This window comes from Chitinophagales bacterium, from assembly GCA_017303835.1.
In the GTDB taxonomy this organism is placed as follows: domain Bacteria; phylum Bacteroidota; class Bacteroidia; order Chitinophagales; family Chitinophagaceae; genus JAFLBI01.
On record JAFLBI010000002.1, the window covers coordinates 24,761 to 47,720 of the forward strand.

21 protein-coding genes, 1 tRNA gene and 1 riboswitch are annotated in these 22,960 nt (G+C 40.9%); of the genes, 16 read left to right on the forward strand and 6 right to left on the reverse strand.

The window, feature by feature from the left end; translation table 11 throughout:
- The first annotated feature begins 15 nt into the window (after positions 1-15).
- From J0L83_12840 to J0L83_12900, 13 genes are all read left to right on the forward strand, one after another.
- Positions 16-948, forward strand: coding sequence for a GDP-L-fucose synthase (locus tag J0L83_12840; protein ID MBN8665462.1), 933 nt, complete (start codon positions 16-18; stop codon positions 946-948).
- Between the two features lie 5 nt (positions 949-953).
- Entirely contained in the window at positions 954-2,009 is a 1,056-nt protein-coding gene (gene rfbB / locus J0L83_12845; protein ID MBN8665463.1) for a dTDP-glucose 4,6-dehydratase, read from the forward strand.
- A 1-nt stretch (position 2,010) separates the two neighbouring features.
- Positions 2,011-2,568: a dTDP-4-dehydrorhamnose 3,5-epimerase gene (gene rfbC / locus J0L83_12850; GenBank protein ID MBN8665464.1), complete on the forward strand. Its 558-nt coding sequence runs from the start codon at positions 2,011-2,013 to the stop codon at positions 2,566-2,568.
- Positions 2,569-2,571: 3 nt separating this feature from the next.
- Complete coding sequence (gene rfbA / locus J0L83_12855; protein MBN8665465.1) at positions 2,572-3,432, forward strand: glucose-1-phosphate thymidylyltransferase RfbA; 861 nt, start codon at positions 2,572-2,574, stop codon at positions 3,430-3,432.
- 205 nt (positions 3,433-3,637) lie between these two features.
- A complete protein-coding gene (locus J0L83_12860) occupies positions 3,638-4,516 on the forward strand; it encodes a MerR family transcriptional regulator (protein MBN8665466.1) in 879 nt (292 codons plus the stop codon).
- Between the two features lie 148 nt (positions 4,517-4,664).
- Positions 4,665-5,165 carry an RNA polymerase sigma factor gene (locus J0L83_12865; protein ID MBN8665467.1) on the forward strand — a complete coding sequence of 167 codons (501 nt, stop codon included), beginning with the start codon at positions 4,665-4,667 and terminating at the stop codon, positions 5,163-5,165.
- Between the two features lie 24 nt (positions 5,166-5,189).
- Positions 5,190-6,668, forward strand: a complete 1,479-nt coding sequence (gene crtI, locus J0L83_12870; GenBank protein MBN8665468.1) for a phytoene desaturase — start codon at positions 5,190-5,192, stop codon at positions 6,666-6,668.
- 29 nt (positions 6,669-6,697) lie between these two features.
- Positions 6,698-7,531 carry a phytoene/squalene synthase family protein gene (locus J0L83_12875; GenBank protein ID MBN8665469.1) on the forward strand — a complete coding sequence of 278 codons (834 nt, stop codon included), beginning with the start codon at positions 6,698-6,700 and terminating at the stop codon, positions 7,529-7,531.
- A 9-nt stretch (positions 7,532-7,540) separates the two neighbouring features.
- The gene (gene idi, locus J0L83_12880; GenBank protein MBN8665470.1) at positions 7,541-8,086 is read left to right on the forward strand and encodes an isopentenyl-diphosphate Delta-isomerase; all 546 of its coding nucleotides are present in this window, start codon (positions 7,541-7,543) and stop codon (positions 8,084-8,086) included.
- Positions 8,086-9,579, forward strand: a complete 1,494-nt coding sequence (gene crtI, locus J0L83_12885; GenBank protein MBN8665471.1) for a phytoene desaturase — start codon at positions 8,086-8,088, stop codon at positions 9,577-9,579. Before idi ends, crtI (J0L83_12885) begins: the two co-directional genes overlap by 1 nt.
- Complete coding sequence (locus J0L83_12890) at positions 9,576-10,265, forward strand: carotenoid biosynthesis protein (GenBank protein MBN8665472.1); 690 nt, start codon at positions 9,576-9,578, stop codon at positions 10,263-10,265. The genes crtI (J0L83_12885) and J0L83_12890 overlap by 4 nt, the downstream gene beginning before the upstream one ends.
- Positions 10,262-10,741, forward strand: a complete 480-nt coding sequence (locus J0L83_12895) for a sterol desaturase family protein (GenBank protein MBN8665473.1) — start codon at positions 10,262-10,264, stop codon at positions 10,739-10,741. Before J0L83_12890 ends, J0L83_12895 begins: the two co-directional genes overlap by 4 nt.
- Positions 10,742-10,745: 4 nt before the next feature.
- Positions 10,746-11,903, forward strand: coding sequence for a hypothetical protein (locus tag J0L83_12900; GenBank protein MBN8665474.1), 1,158 nt, complete (start codon positions 10,746-10,748; stop codon positions 11,901-11,903).
- Between the two features lie 195 nt (positions 11,904-12,098).
- Here the strand turns inward: J0L83_12900 and J0L83_12905 are convergent, their stop codons facing one another.
- The 6 genes from J0L83_12905 to J0L83_12930 form a co-directional block, all read right to left on the reverse strand.
- Positions 12,099-13,187 (reverse strand): hypothetical protein, encoded by a 1,089-nt coding sequence (locus J0L83_12905; protein ID MBN8665475.1) that lies wholly within the window; start codon positions 13,185-13,187, stop codon positions 12,099-12,101.
- A 29-nt stretch (positions 13,188-13,216) separates the two neighbouring features.
- On the reverse strand, positions 13,217-14,464 hold the full coding sequence (locus tag J0L83_12910; protein ID MBN8665476.1) for a hypothetical protein: 1,248 nt from the start codon (positions 14,462-14,464) through the stop codon (positions 13,217-13,219).
- A 295-nt stretch (positions 14,465-14,759) separates the two neighbouring features.
- The gene (locus J0L83_12915) at positions 14,760-15,110 is read right to left on the reverse strand and encodes a hypothetical protein (protein ID MBN8665477.1); all 351 of its coding nucleotides are present in this window, start codon (positions 15,108-15,110) and stop codon (positions 14,760-14,762) included.
- Between the two features lie 517 nt (positions 15,111-15,627).
- Positions 15,628-15,699 (reverse strand) — tRNA-Arg (locus J0L83_12920).
- An 18-nt stretch (positions 15,700-15,717) separates the two neighbouring features.
- Positions 15,718-16,296 carry a MarC family protein gene (locus tag J0L83_12925; protein MBN8665478.1) on the reverse strand — a complete coding sequence of 193 codons (579 nt, stop codon included), beginning with the start codon at positions 16,294-16,296 and terminating at the stop codon, positions 15,718-15,720.
- A gap of 75 nt (positions 16,297-16,371) precedes the next feature.
- Entirely contained in the window at positions 16,372-18,501 is a 2,130-nt protein-coding gene (locus tag J0L83_12930) for a TonB-dependent receptor (protein ID MBN8665479.1), read from the reverse strand.
- A 110-nt stretch (positions 18,502-18,611) separates the two neighbouring features.
- A riboswitch (cobalamin riboswitch) is annotated at positions 18,612-18,815 on the reverse strand.
- 91 nt (positions 18,816-18,906) lie between these two features.
- Between J0L83_12930 and J0L83_12935 the strand changes: the two genes are divergently transcribed.
- The 3 genes from J0L83_12935 to J0L83_12945 all read left to right on the forward strand — a co-directional run bounded on the left by J0L83_12935 (position 18,907) and on the right by J0L83_12945 (position 22,945).
- The gene (locus J0L83_12935; GenBank protein MBN8665480.1) at positions 18,907-20,232 is read left to right on the forward strand and encodes an APC family permease; all 1,326 of its coding nucleotides are present in this window, start codon (positions 18,907-18,909) and stop codon (positions 20,230-20,232) included.
- Between the two features lies 1 nt (position 20,233).
- Complete coding sequence (locus tag J0L83_12940) at positions 20,234-21,406, forward strand: PLP-dependent transferase (GenBank protein ID MBN8665481.1); 1,173 nt, start codon at positions 20,234-20,236, stop codon at positions 21,404-21,406.
- A gap of 81 nt (positions 21,407-21,487) precedes the next feature.
- Positions 21,488-22,945 carry a TolC family protein gene (locus tag J0L83_12945; GenBank protein MBN8665482.1) on the forward strand — a complete coding sequence of 486 codons (1,458 nt, stop codon included), beginning with the start codon at positions 21,488-21,490 and terminating at the stop codon, positions 22,943-22,945.
- The last annotated feature ends 15 nt before the right edge of the window (positions 22,946-22,960 follow it).

Sequence of the window (22,960 nt, forward strand, 5' to 3'; positions counted from 1 at the left end):
ATAGCAAAGGAATCAATGGAAAAAGCATCTAAGATATACATCGCCGGACACCGAGGAATGGTGGGAAGCGCACTCGTGCGCAAACTGGAGCAGGAAGGCTATAGCAATATTGTTACCAGAACCTCTAAGGACTTGGATCTGCGTAACCAGCAGGCAGTGGCGGACTTCTTTGCACAAGAAAAGCCGGACTATGTTTTTCTGGCTGCAGCCAAAGTGGGTGGTATCGTAGCGAATAATACCTACCGCGCAGAGTTTATCTATGATAACCTGATGATGGAGAGCAATATCATCCACCACAGCTATGTAAATGGCGTTAAGAAATTATTGTTCCTGGGTTCATCTTGTATCTATCCTAAACTGGCGCCTCAGCCACTGAAGGAGGAATACCTGCTCAGTGGTTATCTGGAATACACCAATCAGCCTTATGCAGTGGCTAAGATTGCAGGTATTGAGTTGTGCGATAGCTATCGTGCACAATATGGTTGCAATTTTATCTCGGCGATGCCAACGAATTTGTATGGCCCGAATGATAATTATGATTTAGAGAAAAGTCATGTATTACCAGCCATGCTGCGCAAGTTCATCACAGCAAAGCGTAACAATTTACCCGAAGTAGAATTATGGGGCACAGGCAGTCCGAGAAGAGAGTTCCTGCATGTAGATGATCTAGCCACAGCTTGTTTACACTTAATGGAACATTACAGTGAGCAGGGATTGGTGAATATTGGTACGGGCGAAGATGTAACGATCAAGGAATTGGCTGAGTTGATACAAGGTATCGTAGGGTATGCAGGCAATATCCGTTGGAACACCAACAAGCCAGATGGTACACCAAGAAAACTGATGGATGTAAGCAAGATCAACAGCTTCGGCTGGAAAGCCAGTATTGACCTGCCAACAGGCATTAAAATGGTATACGAATCAATCAAAGACACAAACTGGAACTAAATACTATGTCAAAGAAAATACTGATTACAGGAGGCGCAGGATTTATTGGCTCTCATGTAGTGCGTTTATTCGTGAATAAGTATCCTGATTACACGATTGTGAATCTGGATGCCTTGACTTATGCGGGAAATCTGGAGAATCTGAAAGATATTCAAGACAAACCTAATTATCGTTTTGAGCGTGTGAACTTGTTAGATGCAACTGCATTGGAAACTGTGTTCACGAAACACCATATCACCGATGTGGTGCATTTGGCTGCAGAAAGTCATGTGGATCGTTCTATCGTCTCACCATTAGATTTCGTATACACCAATGTGATTGGCACGGTGAACTTGTTGAATACCGCCAAGAATTGCTGGAAAGCTGATTTGGATCAACATCGTTTCTACCATATTTCTACAGATGAAGTATATGGTACATTGGGTGAGACTGGTTTGTTTACCGAACAAACGGCTTACGATCCAAGATCTCCTTATTCAGCTAGTAAAGCAGCATCCGATCACTTTGTGCGTGCTTATGGCGAAACCTACCACATGCAGGTGGTGGTATCGAACTGCTCCAATAATTATGGTCCTTATCATTTCCCTGAGAAATTGATTCCGCTCTTCATTCATAATATCATCAACAACAAACCATTGCCTGTATATGGTGATGGCTTGTACACACGCGATTGGTTGTATGTAAAAGACCACGCATTGGCAATTGATTTGATTTTCCACAAGGGTAAATCAGGCGATACCTATAATATTGGTGGCTTTAACGAGTGGAAGAATATTGATCTGGTGAAAATCTTGTGCAAACTGATGGATGAGAAACTGGGTAGAACACCAGGCACCAGCGAACAGTTGATTACTTATGTAAAAGACAGACCTGGTCACGACAGACGTTATGCGATTGATGCCAGTAAAATCAATAAAGAACTGGGTTGGAAACCAACTGTTACTTTTGAGCAGGGCTTAGCAGAAACCATTGACTGGTATTTAAGCAACACAGAATGGTTAAACCATGTAACAAGTGGTGCTTACCAGCAGTATTACGAGAACATGTACGCAAACAGATAAGATGCAGGTAGAACAGACGAAATTGAAAGATTGCTATTTAATCAAAGACACAGTCTTTGGTGATGCGCGAGGTTATTTCTTTGAGAGCTTTAATCAGCAACGTTTTGCTGAGCTTACTGGCATCGATGTGCAGTTTGTGCAGGATAACCAATCTAAATCAGGCTATGGCGTACTGCGTGGCCTGCATTATCAGGTAGGTGAACATGTGCAGGCTAAGTTGGTGCGTGTACTACATGGTAAAGTATTGGATGTGGTGGTCGACTTACGTAAAGAATCCCCCAGCTTTGGTCAGTACTTAGCTGTTGAATTAAGTGAAGAGAATCATCTGCAGTTGTTTGTGCCACGTGGGTTTGCGCATGGGTTTTCTGTGCTGAGTGAAACAGCCGTATTCTTCTATAAGTGCGATAACTATTACAATAAAGATGCAGAGGGCGGTATCATGTACAATGATCCTGCTTTCAATATCGATTGGCAGATTCCTGCTGAGTCAGTACTCCTTTCTGAAAAAGATAAGACGCAGCTTTCTTTTGCAGAAGCCATCAAAACCTTGAATTTCTAAATCATGAAAGGCATTATACTCGCCGGAGGTTCCGGCACACGTTTGTATCCCATCACAAAGGCTATCAGTAAGCAGTTGATGCCTATCTACGACAAGCCGATGATTTATTATCCGCTGTCGATCCTGATGTTGGCGGGTATCAAAGAAATCCTCATCATCACAACACCGGAAGATCAGTCGCAATTCCAGCGTCTGCTAGGTGATGGTAGTGATGTTGGCTGTCGCTTTGAATATGCGGTGCAGGAAGTGCCTAATGGACTTGCACAAGCTTTTGTGATTGGTGCACCTTTCATCGGAAAGGATAAAGTGGCCCTGATTTTGGGTGACAATATTTTCTATGGTGCGGGCTTCAGCAAATTGGTTCAATCCTTTAACGATGTGGAAGGTGCAGCAGTGTTTGCTTATGAAGTGCACGATCCTGAGCGTTATGGTGTAGTGGAGTTTGACGAGCAGTTTAAAGCAATCAGTATTGAGGAGAAGCCCAAAGCGCCTAAGTCGAATTATGCCGTACCCGGACTTTACTTCTATGATAATGAGGTAGTGGATATTGCTGCCAATATCAAACCCTCACCAAGGGGTGAGTACGAGATTACCGACGTGAACAATGAATACCTCAGAAGGGGCAAGCTTCAGGTTGGAGTGATGAACAGGGGTACTGCTTGGTTGGATACCGGAACTTTCGACTCTTTGAGCGATGCTTGTGAGTTTGTTCGCGTAATTGAGAAGCGCCAGAGCCAGAAAATAGGTTGCATTGAGGAGATTGCCTACCGTATGGGCTTTATCGATCATGCACAGCTACTGTTACTGGCCGATCGTTATGCCAAGAGTGGCTACGGGGAGTATCTAAGAAAGGTGAAGAAGTAGGAAAACGGCATTTGTAGAAAATATTTACTGAATCCGACTTAAACAGTTTAACAAAGCTGTGTGGGTCGGATTTTTAATTTGTCAGATTCATGAATTTGTTTAACTTAAATTTATAAATAGTATATTTTTTTAATCTGATAGGCTGGAATATTCAAGATTAGAATAAAATAGTTAAACAAAATTCTTTCTACTCTGTTTTATTGATATGAACGCGTTCACCATTAAGGATTTAGAAAACCTCTCAGGCATCAAAGCCCATACGATCCGTATTTGGGAGCAGCGTTACACGTTCCTGAATCCTCAGCGAACAGAAACCAATATTCGTTACTATTCCAATGATGAGTTGAAGACGGTATTGAATATTGCTCTGCTGAACAAATACGGTTATAAGATTTCCCATATTGATAAGATGTCTGAAGAAGAGATGAAAGAGAAGATTCTCTCCTTGTCTCAGGCGCAGGCACAACAGGAACGTATTGTAAACGACTTGATCCACTACATGGTGGACCTGCGTTTAGAAGAGTTCGAGTCCTCTTTGGACACATATATCATGGCCAAGGGCATCGAACGCACCATTACACAAATCATCTTCCCATTCCTTGAACGTATTGGGATTCTTTGGATTACTAACCACGTAAATCCTGCTCAGGAGCACCTGGTAACCAATATTATACGTCAGAAATTGATTGTAGGTATCGAAAGTACCGTGAGTCATATCCAGATTAACAAAACCATTCTGCTCTTTTTACCAGAAGGTGAACACCATGAACTGGGTATACTCTTCATGTATTACTTATTAAAGAGTAGAGGCGTAAAGGTTTTATACCTTGGTGCTAATGTGCCAGTAAAAGATGTAGAGTATGTAGCTCAGCTGAAGAAGCCTGAGTTTCTATACACACACCTCACATCTGTGGCGCATAATTTCAACTTTGAGCGCTTCCTTTCACATATCAGTACAAGGGTTTCAAGCACGCCATTGATCGTGTCTGGTTTGTTGACCCAGCAGTATAAAAAGAAGGTTCCTGCCAATGTCAGTTTCAAGAAATCATTGGCCGATGTAATGGAGTACATTACCACGCTTTAAGCATTTCATAGCATATATCTTTTTGAGGATCAGTCGTAACTGGCTGATCCTCTTTGTTTTATTTTTTTTATGAAAAAATTAAACAAAAAATGCCTGTAGATACATTTGAATGTTTAACTTCATTTCGTAAACAATTAAACATAACTGTATGTCTACGCACGAATTCAACCAAATGCTGATGAACAATACGGAGTTTCTTAAGCCCTTTGCTATTACCCTGACACGTGATCAGGAAGCTGCAAAGGACCTGATGCAGGAGACCCTGTTCCGTGCACTGGCCAACCAGGAAAAGTACCATGTAGGTACCAATATCAAAGCCTGGTTGTATACCATCATGCGTAACATCTTTATCAATAATTATCGCCGCAAATCAAAGCAGCAGACAATTTTTGATAATACACCCAACGATTTTCTGATCAACACCAATGCAGGTGCGGTTTCAAACGAAGCTGTTGCCCGCATCAATATCAAGGAAATTCAGGCAGCCATTCAGGACTTGCCTGAGATTTTCAGAAATCCATTTTTATTATATTTTGAAGGATACAAGTACCATGAGATCGCAGAAATGTTGTGCGAGCCCTTGGGTACTATTAAAAGCAGAATTCACTTTGCACGCAAGCTGCTGAAAGAGCAGATACAGCGTTATTAACCCTGTTTCACTTATCTTACTCCTGTGAAAAAAAAGCTGATCGTTATTGGCAGCGGCTTTGCCGGCTTGTCCGCTGCTTCATTTATGGCCAAGTATGGATGGGATGTTACTGTGCTGGAAAAGCATGCTGGTCCGGGTGGGCGCGCACGTCAACTCCATGCAGAAGGTTTTACATTCGATATGGGCCCCAGCTGGTACTGGATGCCCGATGTATTTGAAAGATATTTTGCTCAGTTCGGCCACCAAGTAAGTGATTACTATACTTTAGACAGATTAGATCCATCTTATAGAGTTTACTGGCAGGATGGTCCTATGGATATTCCTGCAGACTACGAAGCACAGAAAGCCTTGTTCGAATCAATCGAACCAGGCGCAGCGCATCAGCTGGATCGTTTCATCCAGGAAGCGGCGTATAAATATGAAGTAGGTATCAATAAACTGGTTTTCAAGCCTGGTCAATCGCTCACAGAATTTTTGGATGCAGACCTCATTAGTGGTGTTTTTCGTTTGGATGTGTTTAATTCTATCAAAACCCATGTGGGCAAGCTGTTCCAGCATCCTAAGCTGCGTCAGTTACTGGAATTTCCTGTTTTGTTTCTCGGGGCTTTGCCCGAAAAAACACCGGCACTGTATAGCCTGATGAACTATGCAGACATTAAAGGAGGTACTTGGTATCCTCGTGGCGGTATGTACCAAATCGTGAATGGTATGTATCAAAATGCGTTGGAGCTTGGTGTGAAATTTCATTTTAACCAAGAAGTACAATCCATTCAGGTAAAATCAGGAAAAGCCACTGCAGTTCAAACTGCTGATGGTTTGTTTGAAGCAGATGTGCTGATCAGTGGTGCGGATTATCACCATACAGAAACTAAATTGTTGCCGGAAGCCTATCGCTCATATTCCAACAGCTATTGGGAAAGTCGCGTGATGGCACCTAGCTCATTGATTTATTATGTGGGCGTAAAAAAACGGCTGCATAATATGCTGCACCACTCCCTGTTCTTCGATACTTCTTTCGATATACATGGCAAGGAAATCTATGTGTCAAAATCATGGCCTGTAGATCCATTATTTTATGTGAGTGCACCTTCTGTTACTGATACAACTGTAGCACCTGATGGTTATGAAAACCTATTCTTCCTCGTGCCTGTGGCAGCAGGGCTGGAGGGTGATACCAATGAACTGAGGGATCGTTATTTTGTGCAAATACTAAAAAGGATGGAAGCCCATATCGGACAATCAGTTAGTGGCGATGTGATCTACTATAAATCCTTTGCAAGGCAGGATTTTGTGGATGAGTACCATTCCTTTAAAGGAAATGCCTATGGTTTAGCGAACACTTTACTGCAAACAGCTGTTTTAAAACCTGCCTGTCGCAGCAAAAAATTGGCTAATTTGTTCTACACAGGACAATTAACCGTACCTGGCCCGGGCGTACCACCCAGTTTGATTAGTGGAGAAGTGGTGGCCGGACAAGTTATCAAACACTTCGGCAGGCAATAAAAGATAGATAAATAGTGGCTATGACCAATATGCACCTTTTTCATGCGGTTAGCGAAGCATGCAGCAGGAATACAACGGAGCAATACAGCACCAGTTTTTCCTCTGCTATCAAGCTATTGCATAGAGATCTGCGACAGCCGGTATTCAATATCTATGGTTTTGTACGCTTTGCGGATGAAATCGTGGATACATTCCATGACCACGATAAAGAACTATTGCTGAAAGAATTTAAAGATGCCACTTACGAAGCCATTGACAGAGGCATTAGTCTGAATCCGATTTTACATAGCTTTCAGCTTACTGTTAACAGATACAATATTGACCGTTCCCTGATTGATGCTTTTCTCTATAGTATGGAGCTGGATCTGGGTAAGAAAAAATACGATCGTGCCGGATATGAAGAATATATCTACGGCAGCGCAGAAGTAGTAGGCCTGATGTGCTTGTACATTTTCTGCGATGGTGATACCAAATCTTACGAATACCTCAAACCTTTTGCGCGTAGTCTAGGGGCTGCGTTTCAGAAAGTCAATTTCCTGCGCGATCTGAAAGCTGATTATCAGGGCTTGGATCGTGTGTATTTCCCGGGCTGCGATTTCAGAAACTTTACTGAGCAGGATAAGCTGCAGATTGAAGCAGATATCCAGCGCGATTTTGATCATGCATATGAAGGTATTTTGCAATTGCCCATCAAAGCCCGCTTTGGTGTGTATGTTGCGTATAAATATTATCTCTCGCTCTTCAAAAAAATCAAGAAGCTGCAGCCGCAGCGTATTATGGAAGAGCGTATCCGCATTCCCGATTACGGAAAAGCAGTGATTTTGGCCAAAGCCGGTATCAGGAGCCAGCTGAATATTTTATAGTTTCACGCCATGGAACAGGTGATACTGGTGGATGAGCAAGACAGCCCCTGTGGGGTGATGGAAAAGATGCAGGCACATGAGGAGGCCAGGCTGCATCGTGCATTCAGCGTTTTCATTTTTGATCATGAAGGAAAAATGCTCTTACAACAAAGAGCATTTACCAAATACCATAGTGGCGGCTTATGGACCAATGCCTGTTGCAGTCACCCAAGACCAGAAGAAACCACACATGCTGCTGCCAGTAGAAGATTGCGTGAGGAGCTAGGCTTTGAAACCGCTATTCAAAAGATTTTTGATTTTACTTATAAAGCTGAATTTGACAATGGTTTAACCGAGCATGAATTTGACCATGTGTTTGTAGGATTATACCATTCCACCATGCAGCTGAATCCCGAGGAAGTGGCAGATACTGTTTACCTAAGTATGGATGAAATCAGCACAGCTTTAAGTAATACGCCTGAGCAATATACTGCCTGGTTTCATATTGCATTTCCTAAAGTAGCGCATTGGTATCAGTCAAATTTTAGTGCCTATCTTACACAACAGCTTACCTGATGTCTGCACAAAAAGCCATAGTGATTGGTGCCGGTGTTGCCGGACTTGCATCGGCTATCCGATTAGCAAGCAAGGGTTTTGTAGTGGATGTATTTGAAAGAAATAATTATCCTGGTGGTAAGCTTAGTGCATTTACAATAAACGGCTATCAGTTTGATGCTGGTCCCAGCTTGTTCACCAATCCTGCTTTATTGCATGAGTTGTTTGCAGAAGCAGGCGAACCCATCGAGCAATACCTGCGCTATCAGAAACTGCCTATTGCTTGTAAGTATTTTTATGAAGATGGTGTTGAATTAAATGCATATACAGATGCGCACGCTTTTGCGGCAGAAGTAGAGCAACGTTTGGGCGAGCCAGCACAACATGTGTCGCAATACCTGAACAGCTCCAGTAATTTGTATGAACGTGTTGGAGAAATTTTCTTACGATACTCTTTACACAAACGTGCAACCCTGCGCAAAATCAACTGGCGTAGTGCATTATCGGCTGTAAAACCTAAACACCTGTTTCGGTCCATGCACCAGGTGAATCAACAAAGTTTTCGCTCACCACATTTGGTGCAGTTATTCAATCGCTATGCTACGTATAATGGTAGTAATCCTTATAAAGCGCCGGGGATGTTGACCTTGATTCCGCATTTGGAGCATAATGATGGTACTTTCTATCCGGAGGGTGGCATGATAGCGATTACCAATGCGTTGTATCAGTTAGCCTTGAAAAAAGGAGTACAATTTCATTTTGGTACAGGTGTAGACAGAATAATCAGAAAAGACAATCGTGTAATAGGTGTTGTTGCTAAAGGTGAGAATCATTTTGCAGATGCAGTATTGAGTAATGTAGACGCTTATTTTACCTATCAATATTTGCTAAAAGAACCTACAACAGCAAAGCGGGTACTCAAACAAGAGCGCAGCAGTAGTGCCTTGATTTTTTACTGGGGAATGAACCGTGAATTTCCGCAACTGCATTTGCACAATATCTTTTTCTCTAAAGATTATGCAAAAGAGTTTGCGCATATTTTCCAGCATGGGTCTCTACATGATGATCCAACTGTCTATGTCAATATTACCAGCAAATGTGAACCTGGTGTACAAGCGCCAAAAGGAAAGGAAAATTGGTTTGTGATGGTGAATGTGCCTGCTAATAAGGGACAAGACTGGACGGCTTTGAAAGCTAAATGCAGACAAGCAGTCATCGATAAACTGTCGCGCCTATTGCAAACAGATATTGCATCATGTATTGAGGTAGAAGAGACGCTCGATCCCGTAACCATTGAATCCAAAACAGGTTCTTATATGGGTTCCTTATATGGAACCAGTTCCAATAGTCGTATGGCCGCTTTTATGCGTCATCCGAATTTCAGTAAGCAAGTGAAGGGACTTTATTTCGCAGGAGGCACCGTGCATCCGGGAGGTGGTATCCCACTTTGCTTACAAAGTGCGGCCATTGCAACGGATATTACTGCAAAAGACTGTCAAAAGAAACAACATTGATTCCGCAGAAACTGAAATATCAGCTTGCTTTATTTCTAGCCATTCTCTTTCATGTTTCCGGCTGTATCGGTATACTGTTCACACCCTATAAAGATTGGTTTGTACAGAATACATCATTGAACTTATTGCTCATGTTGGCTTTGCTAATCTGGGTACAGGAAGATAAGGATTGGCGTTTTTGGTTTTTCGCAATCTTGGCGTTTGCAACAGGTATGATTACTGAGATGATTGGCGTGAATACTGGCTTATTGTTTGGCAATTATGCATATGGTGATGTGATGGGTGTTAAATGGAACGGAGTGCCTTTATTAATTGGTGTGAATTGGTTTGTGGTAGTCTTCTCAGCTGGTACCATTATGCAGCTAATGCATGATTGGGTAAGAAATCGGGTTGGACCAGATGCATGGAGTGAGAGCAGCATCTGGCAAACTGTCTCACTTTTATTGGATGGCGCTTTATTAGCCACTTTCTTCGATTGGATTATGGAACCCGTAGCCATGAAACTGGGTTTCTGGAATTGGAAAGACGCCCAGATTCCTTTCTATAATTATGTCTGCTGGTTTGTGATTAGTCTTTTATTATTAGTGGCTTTCCGCTACCTGAAACCTGAGCGTAACAACCAATTCGCACTACATTTGTTAATTATACAGGCATTGTTTTTCCTGACTTTAAGAACTTATCTATGATACTCTGGTATGTTTTTGTGACATTGTTGACGTTTGCGGTAATGGAAGGCATCACCTGGTTAACACATAAATACGTGATGCATGGCTTTCTTTGGTATTTGCATGAAGACCATCACCAGCCACGTGGGCAGTTTTTTGAAAAGAACGATGCTTTCTTTCTGATTTTCGCTATCCCAAGCTGGCTCTGCATTATGCTTGGTTTACAAAATGGTGTGTATTGGGTGGCTGCAATTGGTTTTGGTATAGCCATGTATGGCTTTGCATATTTTCTGGTACATGATGTGATTATTCACCAACGTTTCAAGTGGTTCACGCGCAGCAATAACCGCTATGTACGTGCTATTCGCTGGGCGCATAAAATGCACCACAAGCATATTGATAAGGAGGATGGCGAAAGTTTCGGTATGCTCATTGTTGCTAAAAAGTACTGGGATAAAGTACGTCGCGATGAAGCGATGAAACAAGCTGCACAATAATTCTTTGTCAAAGCAATACGATTATATCATCGCAGGAGCAGGTTGCGCAGGATTGAGTCTCGCTATGCGATTGGTACAAGATCCTGTTCTCAATAAAGCTTCTATATTACTTATTGATCATTCCTTTCAGCGTGGCAACGATAGAACCTGGTGTTTCTGGGAGGCCGGACAAGGTTTTTTTGAGTCAATCGTACATCACCAATGGTCTACACTCCGAGTTGCTTCTAAGACAATTGATCTGAGTGCTTCTATTGCTCCTTATGCCTATAAGATGATTCGTGGCGAAGATTATTATGCCTATTGCTTGAATGAACTGCGATCAAAATCGAATATTGAGCTTCGCACAGGAAAGATTACCGATGTTGGGGATACTGTTACTGGGGCTTTTGTAATTGTGGATGGAGAAAGAATTGAAGCGAAATATGTGTTCAATTCGGTTTTACGTTCTTCAAGTGCGCAACTGGCAACAGCACAAAAGAAGCATCATTTGTTGCAACACTTTAAAGGCTGGGTCATTCATACTGCTGAGCCCGTTTTCGATCCAACCCGCGCTACTTTTATGGACTTCACAGTGTCGCAGGGGCATGGTACAACATTTATGTATGTATTGCCTACTTCTACAACAACTGCGCTGGTTGAGTATACTTTGTTTACAGAACAGTTGCTTGACGATGCAGCATACGATACGGCCTTAAAAAACTATATCAGCGACCAACTAGGTATTCATTTATACACTATTGAGCATATTGAGTTTGGGATCATTCCTATGACCAATGCAGATTTTTCAAGTGGGTTGCAACGGGTAATTAATCTAGGTGTTGCTGGTGGACAAGCCAAGCCAAGTTCGGGTTTTGCTTTTCAGTTCATACAACGAAGAACAGCCGCTATTACAGCACAATTGGTGAAAGGTAAAGCGCCTGATCAACGATTGTCTTTGCAGGATAAGAAGTTTCTTTTGTACGACAGTACTTTATTGCATGTGTTAACGCGCAAGCAAATGGCAGGTGATGCGGTGTTCTCCGCTATTTTTCAGAAGAATCCCATGCAGCGAGTGTTGCGGTTCTTGGAAAATCGATCAAGTTTAATAGATGATTTACAGATTATGAGCAGCGTGCCTACGCGAATTTTTATGCCAGCTGCCATCAAAGAAATGCTTGCATAAAAAAGGTCGCCAAAACTTTTTTATGCAGTTTATTTAGGGTAAATCTCAATCGCATTTTATGTTATTGTTAAATAGTGGTGATATGGCTGTAAGCTAAATAAAACCATTTCTTATGTTTAAAAACAATTTCCATTCATAAAATAATTAAAGGTGACAAGTAAGTCAACAGTATTTCATATTAAACTAGTCTTCAGCCTAATTAGTTAGTATGAGATGTATGAAATCTTTATTATCGTAAATATTACCAGAAAAGAAATGATAATTTCTACTCTCAGATTCAAGACTAAATGACTTCTCTACTATGAATGTGTTATTATTGTATTGTTGTGAATTATTGTTCCTGTGCCTTAGATTTTTTGTCGTATTTTTTTTGGTCCTTTTACTTAACATTATATTATTTCCTGTTATTTTTTTTAATTCTCTAAGTGATAATTTCTTTTCAATAGCATAAGTAACATGACAATTAATAAGGCTTATTTTTTTTAGAGAAATGAAATAGGCAATGTATTCACTATTAAAAGACTTTAGTAATTTCATTTCTAAATCACTACTCATTTTTTTAAAAATATTCTCTTTTTTTATTTTTTTAAAAAGAAGGACATTAAACTGATGATTGAGATAATAGTTTTGAAATGCAATAAAGCTTTGGATCCTATTATTTATCTTGACTAACACTTCAGTATGTACTTGACTTTTTTCAGTAGATGATGGTTGAAAAAAAAATGGTGCTTGGGATAACAACTTCCTTATACTATCAGACCTAAAAAATAATTTTTCTTTGTCAATTAGAATCTCTCTTAAAACTATTTTATTTTTTAATAAATCATTTAAATAGTCATATAGGGACCCTTGTTCTATATGATTTTCGATTTTCTGCCCCAAAAGTAGGGCTTTGTTTTGTAGACAAATATCTGATAACAATTCACCTATCAGTTCTTTTCGGTAATGCTCATCGCTTTTCATATTTAAGTAGCTTGAAATCTTTTTAAGATACCCCCAAGAAAATAGCGATGAGTATCTTGAAAGCTCCGTAACATATTTGAACACCATTTTGATCTCAACCATCTTTTCCAATTCTACTGGAGAAAAAAAATCTCCATAAAGTGGTACAAGCTTTTGTGATAAGTACTGTATGCACTCCTTGATATCAGTGATATCTTTTGGATTATGAGTTAAAATGAATCCGCCAATATCACTAAACATATTGATCAAATGAATATTTGTATTTATTTTAAAATTCAGAAGGTCGGGCTCAATTGAATAATAAGTTGGCTCTTGATTCATTTTAACATTTTAGTTCAATATAAATAATATCAGTACATTCTACTCCTGCTGTGATTCCACTGTTGAGTTGAATTTGTGCCGTCACTTCTCTGATATAGTCCATGGGTAGAACAACTCCAATTTATCAGTACAAGTGGTGGAGCAAGATAAATGGGATAGTTATAGTGATTTAAAAGTGTTATTTTTCTTGTACCTGTTATATTCGGATCACTAGTTGTAAAGGTTGACCAAACAGGTTCAACAGTAGTGTCATAAATCGTGAGACCATCTATATATGTATAGCCTAGGAAAGTCGTTGAATAAGTAATTTTTGCTTGATGTTTGTATTTTAATCGGAAGTATATCCCACGCATAGCATCAGTCCACCCAGGTTCAGTTGGGCCTAAGTCTTCTTCTTCGGATTCATCATTTATATCAATCGAATAGTTATAAGCGACTCCACCACCGCCACCACCTTGATCGTCTTGCGGGTTCTCTACTTCTTGATTCTGGGAATTAGTACATGTTCTTCCAAGATAAGTTTCTGTTTCAAATGATGTGCCATCGCTATAATAGTAAGTGGTTATCAGATACCAATCCGTGCAATTAATGGTGGTTGTCTCATAATTTTTATTGGTATTTTTTTTGCTCTTATTGGACACATATCCCGCGGAAATAACTTTACCATCCTTAACTTTAATCTCTGAAATCAAATTTAAACCTAGGCCAAATGTTTTATATTCTCCATTTAAACTTGGTTTCTTATTATTAAAAATATCCAGCAAATTTTTTTGAACACTAAGACTACTTATATTATTTAAGCTTTCTTCTTTTTCTGGATAAAAAACTGATATATAACCTGAAAGAAGTTTATCATTTTTATCGAATATAATAATGAGATTCGAAACAGAGTTATTGGTTATACCTAGCTGAACTTTTAAGCTATCATGAATTTGAAGAAAATAAATATTATAGTTCTTGTTAGAGGTTAAAAGATTGCCTTTAGTTCTAAATATTGCTTTTTGGAGATGATCTATATTCCTGTTTTTATTTGAGCCTGATAAATTAGTGGTTACAGTTGAAGACTCAGTCGTTTGAACTAAACTCTCATCTGATTTACTGCTTCCAGAAATACTTTTAATGCGTTGCTTCTGTAGCCAACTATTTATGTCGTTTGTAAGATTATTAACTGTGTCGGCTGATTCAATTTTTTTTGCACAGGATGCAAGAAGAAATAACAGAGCGATTATAAAATTGCTTGTTAGGAAAAGATTGGGTTTACTTTTTAGATATTTCATATTTTTTTATTTGAAAATATCTAGAAGGGGTAACAGTAAAAACTGTGTTTTTCCTCAGTTTTTGCTGTTAAATAAATTATAATTTGTATTATTAATAAAAACAGTTGTTTATAAATACATTTATAATATAATGTGAATTCATTCACTTAATTTACCGTTGTTTAACGGGTAGTTAGTCCGTTAAATAACGGGATATATAATACTCGTATGAAAAAAAATTCAATTTTTTTCATCATTCACTTTAAGAAACATTATGATATAACCATTTTTCAAAGAAATAGCAGTTCTTATTTGGTTAATTAGTAAGGTACATCAAAAGACTGTGAAAGTATTCGGACCAAAATTGGTAGAAAACACTATCGTTTAGCTTATACACATAGCGTTCATCTTGATCTAAGTAAACTCTTTGCTCTGCACCGCTTGCTATAAATCTGGATTCAGCGTGGCTGGTAAACCAAAGTTGATTATCAGTGATCCATTCAATCAGCTTCTCTGTTTCTTCTTCTTTTGTGAACTTTGGTTTTTGAGAGCTTCCACTTGCTTCCTTGCTTTTTCTAAGGTAGTGGGCTGCTGCGCAGATAAGATTCTCTGTTGCATGATTGCTAATTCCTGAAATGATAATTTGTAATTCATGTTTTACATTCATTTGGTCAAAGGTAAATAATTAGTGTAACTCTCCCTATTCGCTCCACTCAATCAAAATCAATCCGTTATGATTTAAGTAAAGAATTTGACTATAAACTCCAATGAATGTGATTTTCAAACGGTACCTAGTACATAGTCTCGCCCAGAATCGAATGCTGAGCTATGGCCAGAATCCCGACCGAAGCGTCGTGTGACTGGGATATCATGAATAGAAAAAAGTAAAGTAGTCTCGCCCAGAATCGAATGCTGAGCTATGGCCAGAATCCCGACCGAAGCGTCGTGTGACTGGGATATCATGAATAGAAAAAAGTAAAGTAGTCTCGCCCAGAATCGAATGCTGACGCCATGGTCAGCATTCCGACCGCAAGCGTCGGATGGAACACACCGACCGAAGCGTCATGTGACTGGGATGTCTTGAATGAAAAAATAAAGTAGTCTCGCCCAGAATCGAATGCTGACGCTATGGTCAGCATCCCGACCGAAGCGTCGGGACTGGGATATGATGCGTTTGAAAAAAGTAGTCTCGCCCAGAATCGAACTGGGATATCAAGTTCCGGAGACTTGCGTACTATCCATTGTACTACGAGACCAGTAAAACAAAAATAGCCTTACTTTCCAAAGGCGGCAATATTACTGCCAAATATCTTCACGGCAATTGCCAGTAGAATTACGCCAAAGAATTTTCTGATAGCGGTTAATCCGCCCTGACCGAGAAATTTCTCAATCCATTTCAAAGACTTCAGCACGATGTATACAATGATGAGGTTGATAATGATGCCAGATAAAATATAGGCTTCTTCAAAATTGGCTTTTAAAGACATGATGGTGGTCAGTGTACCGCTACCTGCAATGATTGGGAATGCGATGGGTACCACCGTGCCAGTTTTTGCATCATTATCGCTTTTGAAAATTTCATGACCAAGTACCATTTCCAATCCGAGTAAGAAGATAACGATAGAGCCACCAACCGCAAAGGAGCGGATATCTACACCAAGTATATTCAGGAAAGGTTTCCCTACAAAGAGAAAGAGAATCATCAATCCACCTGAGATCAAAGTGGCTTGCAAGTTGCGGATGCTACCCATTTTTTCTTTCAAGGAAATGAGCAGAGGAATGGAGCCTACAATATCAATTACCGCAAACAGCGTAAAAGTTACGGTGAGCAATTCATCAATATTGATTCCCATGAGCTTGTTTTGGCCGCAAAATACAAACAAAAAACTCCGCGAATGCGGAGTTGATGATTTGTTCATGGAGTTTGATTAGAAACGGAGTTGCAGTGTAGCACTGACAGTTCTGGGTCTGGTGCGGTAGCCATTGAGTTCCAGGTATTCCTGATTAAAGAGGTTGAAAACAGCAGTCTGCAAACTTGCATTGGGGTGAATATTCCAGTTGGCAGAAAGATTGAACAATGTAAAACCTGCTACTGACTGCTTGCCCAATGCGCCAAATGGGCCGAGGTTTCCTACATAGGCCACATCTTGTCTGCTGCCAATGCTACGCATGTCTGCCTGCACCAGCCACTTTGTATTGGGTTTGTAGCGAAGACTAGCATTCACGATTTGTGCTGGCCTGCGAACTGTTTGATCATTCAAATTACCTGTAATAAAAGCACCATTACTGTATAACTGCACATGGTTGTTTGCGGTCTTACCTGCATTTAGGTATGATGGGTCAAAATATAATTTGCCATCGTTATTGCTGAAATTGGTGCTGAATGTCCATTTTGGTCCGAAGAAAATATCTAATCCTGTTTCAAAGCCACTGTTCACTTGCTTGCCAGTGTTCAGGTAAGTATCGCCTCTATAATCAGCAAAGCCTAAACTATTGATGGGTTTGCTACCATTCCACAAGTAGACGTAATCGATGTAGTTGTCCACTGTGTTATGATAAATCGCTAAACGAAACTGCATCACATCATCTACCAATGCTTTGATCCCAATTTCCTTACTCAGGCTTTGTTCTGCTTTCAGGTCTTTATTGCCCCGTGAGATACCGCTGGTGAAATTTCGTTCAGGTGCGTATGAGTGGTAGAGGCTAGGTGCTGTAAAGCCGGATGCGATATTACCGTAAAGGCTCACATTGTCTGTGAATACAAGTGATGCACCGAGTTGATAATTGATATATGAGCCAAAACGATTGTTATTGCCTGCTCTGATACCCCCTTCAACCAATAATTGTTGCTTGCCTAAATCAACCTGCCAATTGCTATTTATGTATGCAAAGGCAGTATTCATCTTGGCGCCAACTGTATCATAATTGGTTTTGGTAGAAAAATTGAATGCATAGTTCACATAATCAGTGCGCACATTCATTTTATCCTGCACAAAACCCGCACCACCTACTAATTTCAATTTGCCTTGCTGATAATTCAGTTGCAATTCGTTTGTCAGGTTTTCGCCATTGTAAGTTCCATCAAAAATGGTTCTATCGTAAGCGATAGGCGTGAGGCTGATTAGTGAAGAATCATTGAAGTCTCTACGTTCAGTTTTGGTATAACCTCCAAATACTTTAACGAAGAACTTCTCATTCAGCTTTTTACTGAATCCATAAGTAAACAAGTCTCTATTGAAACGCAGTGTATGGTTTTCATCATCCCTGAATGCGCCATTCGCGATATCGGCAATTTGTCTTACGCCTCTCCATGATACATAGGCATCCCAATCTTTTCCTTCAAATCCTGTTTTCACTGCATAATCTGCTTTGAAGAAATTCTTTGGGCGGTTGATGAAGAAGCCTGTGGCAGGAGGTAATACGCCATTGAAACCTTTGTTTACGCTATTGGTGGCTTCCGCCTGAATATAAAAGCCATTCTTGGCTGCGAATTGTATACCGCCTTGTGTATTCCAGAAAGAAGTGTTTTTACCAAAACTGCCGATGGTGTTGTTCAGCATGCCATGTAGCCCGAGCTTATTTGGTTTGCGCGTAATGATGTTCACCACACCTCCAACAGCAGAGTTGCCATAGAGTGTTCCTTGCGCGCCACGCACCACTTCCACACGATCTACATTGTTAAGCGATACTTCAGCAAAATCTAAACCATTATCCGGTGTTGATGCATCACTCAATTTAATCCCATCAATCATGATGAGGTTTTGTCGGTTGTCTGCACCGCGAATAAACAGTGTTTGTAGAGAGCCTGGTACTTGAAATGTGCCCGGTACAAAAATGCCTTCTGCTTTTTGCAGCAGGTCGGCTAAGTTTTGATAAGCCTGCTCTTTAATGTCTTTGTTGCTGATCAGCGATACACTTCTCGGTGTATTAAGAATGGATTGGGCGCTGCGTGTAGCAGTTACGGTAACTGCTTTTAATTCATGAATGGTGCTGTCTTTTTGTGCGTAAACAGCGGTTGTGCCCATCATAAGGGCGGTGAAGATGTTTTTGATGCTCATAAACAATCTTTTTTGGTGATTGAATACAAGCTTTCAGATCAGATAGTAACAGACGTGAAACGGCTTCTGCAGTAAGACGAATCAGATCCATCGCTTTTCTCCCGAAAGCTCAAGATAATGCCGGATCTGGCAGGTCTTCTGGCTTGTCCGTCACCCAAACATCCTTCCCATTCTTTTGAACAGTGGATTGTGTGGTTTGGGTCAGGGCCATTGCTGGCCTGGACTTACAGCTACGGGGATAGCGCCGGATTCACACCGGTCTTCCCTTTTAATCTGTCGATTGAATCGGCAGAACCAAATCCGGAACAAATGTAGGGTTGGGTTGGCATTTTTTTTACGAAGTTCTTCACGCCACGTTGATAAGTGCTTGTTTTGAATCAGTACATTTAGCTTTCAGACTCATCTATGCAAGCCAATAAAAAACTGCAATTATTCGATTTTACCATGATCGTCGTAGGACTGGTCATTGGTATGGGTATATTTCGTACAGCAGCCACATCTGCGCAATATGCGATTGATTCCAGTGTGTTTTTTGCAGCTTGGATCGCAGGCGGATTGATTGCTTTATGCGGTGCCCTGACCTATGCGGAGATTGGTAGCCGTTTCCCTGTAACAGGTGGTTATTATCGTGTATTCTCCTACGCCTATCATCCATCCATCGCTTTCGCCATCAATTGTGTAATCCTTATTTCCAACGCAGCATCCCTGAGTGGTGTAGCATTAATTGGATCAGGTTATATCAGTCAGGTTGTATTCGGCGAAGCGGCAACAGATACAACCAAAGCGTTGATTGCAACGGGAGCAGTCGTGGTGTTTTACGGAGTTAATCTCATGGGCTTACGCATGAGTGCGAAAACACAAACCGTATTGATGGTAATCAAGATTAGCATGATCCTGATGTTGATTGCTGCATTGTTTATGCCTTCCATTCATTTTACTGGCGCTAATGACATGGTGAATAAGGAGCTGGGTAATATTTCCTGGATACAATCATTTGGGATGAGTCTGATTGCAGTATCCTTTACTTATGGCGGTTATCAGCAGACAATCAACTTTGGTAATGAAGTAGATAAGCCCGCTAAAAATATTCCTCGTGGAATCTTCTTTGGTATCGCTATCATCATTAGCCTGTACCTGTTGGTGAATATGGCTTATTATAAAGTGATTGGCTTTGAAAGCTTGGGTAAGGAAAAAGAAATTGCTTCTATCGTTGCCGGGAAAATGTTTGGTGAAACTGGGGCTAGTGTTTTTTCTGGCTTATTGTTTTTATCCGTACTCGCTTACGTCAACGTATTGCTGATGAGTAATCCTCGTGTAATGTTCGCGATGAGCGAAGACGGTACACTGCCTGCAGTTTTTCAAAAGAAATCAGGTAAACAGGATGTGCTAGTAGTATCTCTTACCGCATTTGCGGCTATTTGTATTGTGATCCTTTTCTTCTCGCAGGAGTTTGAAGCGATCCTCAACTTTTCCATCTTCTTGGATTGTTTTGGTATGGCAGCTTCTGCGGCAACCATCTTTTTCTTGCGTAAACGTACCAAGCATTTGGATGGCACGGGTATCTATCAAATGAAGCTGTATCCTTTGTTACCCATCATCTTTATTGCCGCGTATCTTTTCGTGGGTACCAGCATTGTGATTCAAACACCGCGTATTGCATTAACGGCTTTCCTGGTGTTGGCTTCCTTTATGTTGTTGTATTTCCTGACGAGAAGCCGTCAAAAAAACTAATATGGATATCTCCTATATTTTGAACGAGCTGGGTGAGGAGCGGGAAGATTATTTTCGCGCCATTGCGCCACCCATTGTGCAAACTTCCAATTTTGCTTTCCCTTCTGTGGATTCGATGCGTAAAGCATTTCAGGATGAATATTCTACCTGGTTATATAGTAGGGGATTGAATCCTACGGTCGATATTTTACGCAAAAAGCTCGCTGCTTTGGATGCAGCAGAAGATTGTTTAGTGTTCAATAGTGGTGCCGCCGCAATTTTTGCAGCAGTACTAGCCAATGTGAAAACAGGCGATCATATTTTAAGTGTGAAAAATCCTTACACATGGGCGCAACGCATGTTTGAAGTAATCCTGCCCAGATTCGGTGTAACGCATAGCTATATTGATGGAACAGATATCAGCAATTTTAAAGCAGCCATTCAGCCCAATACATCGGTGATATACTTAGAGTCGCCTAATAGCTGGACTTATGATTTACAGGATTTACGTGCAGTTGCTGAGTTAGCAAAATCAAAAGGGATTATTACAATCTGCGATAATAGCTATTGTACGCCTTTGTATCAGCAGCCTTGTGCACTGGGCATCGATTTGTCTTTGCAATCGGCCACAAAGTATATCAGCGGTCATAGTGATGTAGTGGCAGGTGTTTTATCGGGTAGTAAGGCAATGATTGAAAGGGTATTCAACAGCGAGTACATGAATATTGGTTCAGGTATTCAGCCCTTTAATGCTTGGTTGTTGATCAGAGGGTTGCGCACGCTTCAGGCACGTTTAGAGCGCATCACCAAAACAACAGATCAACTGCTTACCTATCTACAGCAGCACCCTCAGGTTGAGCGGGTGATCTTTCCATTTAGTCCCGATTTCCCGCAATACGCATTGGCCAAAGCCCAGATGAAGGGCGCTTGCGGCTTGATGACTTTTGTGCTAAAAGCAAATTCATGGCAGGAGATTGAAAGGTTTTGTGAAGCGCTGCGACATATTCTTATGGCGGTCAGCTGGGGTGGTCATGAGTCATTAATCATTCCAAAGTTGGCGGGGATGGAGCGCGAGGCTTTCAATTCTGCTAACCCTGAACATAGAATGATTCGCTTTTATGCAGGTTTAGAAGAAGCGGATTACCTGATTCAAGACCTGGAAAGGGGTTTTTCAGCCATGAATCACCTTTCATAACTCCAAATGCCGCTTATTGGGTATAGTGCCCGCCTGTCTAATTTGTGGGCCGCCCCATTGTCATTGTCATAAATTTGTAACATGAGTAAGCAACATTTGTTATTGCTGGGTCTGGCAGCGGCCCTAGGTGCCCAGGCACAAACCACTGGTGATAAGTGGGATCTCCGCCGCTGTGTAGACTACGCTGTAAAGAACAACATCTCTGTGCAACAAGCTGATGTGCAGGCGCGTATCGCTGCTTTGCAGGCTGAGGCCAGAAAACTGGCTTTCTATCCAAACGCCAATTTTAACAGCAATATTGGTATGTCTTTTGGTCGTTCAATTGACCCAACAACAAACCAGTTCATCACCAGTCAGTTTGTTCAGAATTCTTATAACCTGTCTACAGGGATACAAGTTTTTGGCTGGGGAAGCTTAAAGCACAGCTATGCTTCTGCTAAGTTTGGCGCTGAAGCTGCCAAAGTAGACATTGAGCGTGCAGGTAATGATGTGTCATTGAATGTGGCCACATTTTATCTGCAGGTCTTGGCTACCAAGCAGCAATTTGAGATTGCCCGTGTTCAGGTTGAGCAAACAAAATCTCAGTTAGATTTTACCAAACTGCGTGTACAGGTAGGTGCTTTGCCAGAATTGAATGCTGCAGAGCTTGAAGCTCAGTTGGCAAGAGATAGTGTAACAGTAGTGAATGCTGATGCCAATCACCAGCAGGCAATTCTGCAGTTAAAAGCATTGTTGAATCTGGATATGGCAGCACCTTTTGATTTAGATATTCCGCCTGTAGAAAGAATACCTATTGATCCTCTGGCTGAATTGGAGCCCGCCGGTTTGTATAAGCTGGCATTAACAACGCAGCCTTTGCAAAGAGTCAATAACCTTCGCTTCAAAGCTGCTGAAAGCAATTTGAAAGTGGCTAAGGCAGCCATGTATCCAACCATTAGTGTGGGTGCAGGTTTATCAACCAACTTCGCTAATCCCAGTCAGGTTGTTACTGGTGCCAATATCATTGGGGTAAAGCCAACAGCACAGTTTGTGAATGTGGCTGGAACCAATTATGTAGTTCAAACTCCGGATGTGCAGTTTATTTCTGGTAAACGTTCTTTTTGGCAGATGTGGGATGGTTGGGGAACACAGCTCGACAGAAACTTTGGTCAGAACATTGGTGTGCGTATATCAGTACCCATTTTCAACAATGGTAACGCCCGACTGAGTTATGAGCGTAGCAAGCTGGACATGAAATTGCAAGAAACAACGATTCGTCAGGCCGATCTTACTTTACAACAGAATATCTATCAGGCGTATAATACCGCCATCGCTGCGTTGCAACGCTATAATGCTGGAAAGAAAAGCGTAGAGACGGCACAGAAGTCTTATGATTTTGCCAGAAAACGTTATGAATCAGGATTGGCAACAACACTGGATTTGATTACCAATCAGAACAACTTATTGCGTGCGAAACTTGATTTATTGAATAGTCAGTTCGATTATGTATTCCGCATGAAACTCCTGGAATTTTACAAAGGCCAGGGATTGAAACTCTAATACAAACCAAAACAG

What these genes read in the sequence shown, in the direction of transcription:
- J0L83_12840 (MBN8665462.1), top strand. Translation starts at nt 16, where the DNA reads ATGGAAAAAGCATCTAAGATATACATCGCCGGACACCGAGGAATGGTG.
- rfbB (MBN8665463.1), top strand. Translation starts at nt 954, where the DNA reads ATGTCAAAGAAAATACTGATTACAGGAGGCGCAGGATTTATTGGCTCT.
- rfbC (MBN8665464.1), top strand. Translation starts at nt 2,011, where the DNA reads ATGCAGGTAGAACAGACGAAATTGAAAGATTGCTATTTAATCAAAGAC.
- rfbA (MBN8665465.1), top strand. Translation starts at nt 2,572, where the DNA reads ATGAAAGGCATTATACTCGCCGGAGGTTCCGGCACACGTTTGTATCCC.
- J0L83_12860 (MBN8665466.1), top strand. Translation starts at nt 3,638, where the DNA reads ATGAACGCGTTCACCATTAAGGATTTAGAAAACCTCTCAGGCATCAAA.
- J0L83_12865 (MBN8665467.1), top strand. Translation starts at nt 4,665, where the DNA reads ATGTCTACGCACGAATTCAACCAAATGCTGATGAACAATACGGAGTTT.
- J0L83_12875 (MBN8665469.1), top strand. Translation starts at nt 6,698, where the DNA reads ATGCACCTTTTTCATGCGGTTAGCGAAGCATGCAGCAGGAATACAACG.
- idi (MBN8665470.1), top strand. Translation starts at nt 7,541, where the DNA reads ATGGAACAGGTGATACTGGTGGATGAGCAAGACAGCCCCTGTGGGGTG.
- crtI (MBN8665471.1), top strand. Translation starts at nt 8,086, where the DNA reads ATGTCTGCACAAAAAGCCATAGTGATTGGTGCCGGTGTTGCCGGACTT.
- J0L83_12895 (MBN8665473.1), top strand. Translation starts at nt 10,262, where the DNA reads ATGATACTCTGGTATGTTTTTGTGACATTGTTGACGTTTGCGGTAATG.
- J0L83_12905 (MBN8665475.1), bottom strand. Translation starts at nt 13,187, where the DNA reads ATGAATCAAGAGCCAACTTATTATTCAATTGAGCCCGACCTTCTGAAT.
- J0L83_12910 (MBN8665476.1), bottom strand. Translation starts at nt 14,464, where the DNA reads ATGAAATATCTAAAAAGTAAACCCAATCTTTTCCTAACAAGCAATTTT.
- J0L83_12915 (MBN8665477.1), bottom strand. Translation starts at nt 15,110, where the DNA reads ATGAATGTAAAACATGAATTACAAATTATCATTTCAGGAATTAGCAAT.
- J0L83_12925 (MBN8665478.1), bottom strand. Translation starts at nt 16,296, where the DNA reads ATGGGAATCAATATTGATGAATTGCTCACCGTAACTTTTACGCTGTTT.
- J0L83_12930 (MBN8665479.1), bottom strand. Translation starts at nt 18,501, where the DNA reads ATGAGCATCAAAAACATCTTCACCGCCCTTATGATGGGCACAACCGCT.
- J0L83_12935 (MBN8665480.1), top strand. Translation starts at nt 18,907, where the DNA reads ATGCAAGCCAATAAAAAACTGCAATTATTCGATTTTACCATGATCGTC.
- J0L83_12940 (MBN8665481.1), top strand. Translation starts at nt 20,234, where the DNA reads ATGGATATCTCCTATATTTTGAACGAGCTGGGTGAGGAGCGGGAAGAT.
- J0L83_12945 (MBN8665482.1), top strand. Translation starts at nt 21,488, where the DNA reads ATGAGTAAGCAACATTTGTTATTGCTGGGTCTGGCAGCGGCCCTAGGT.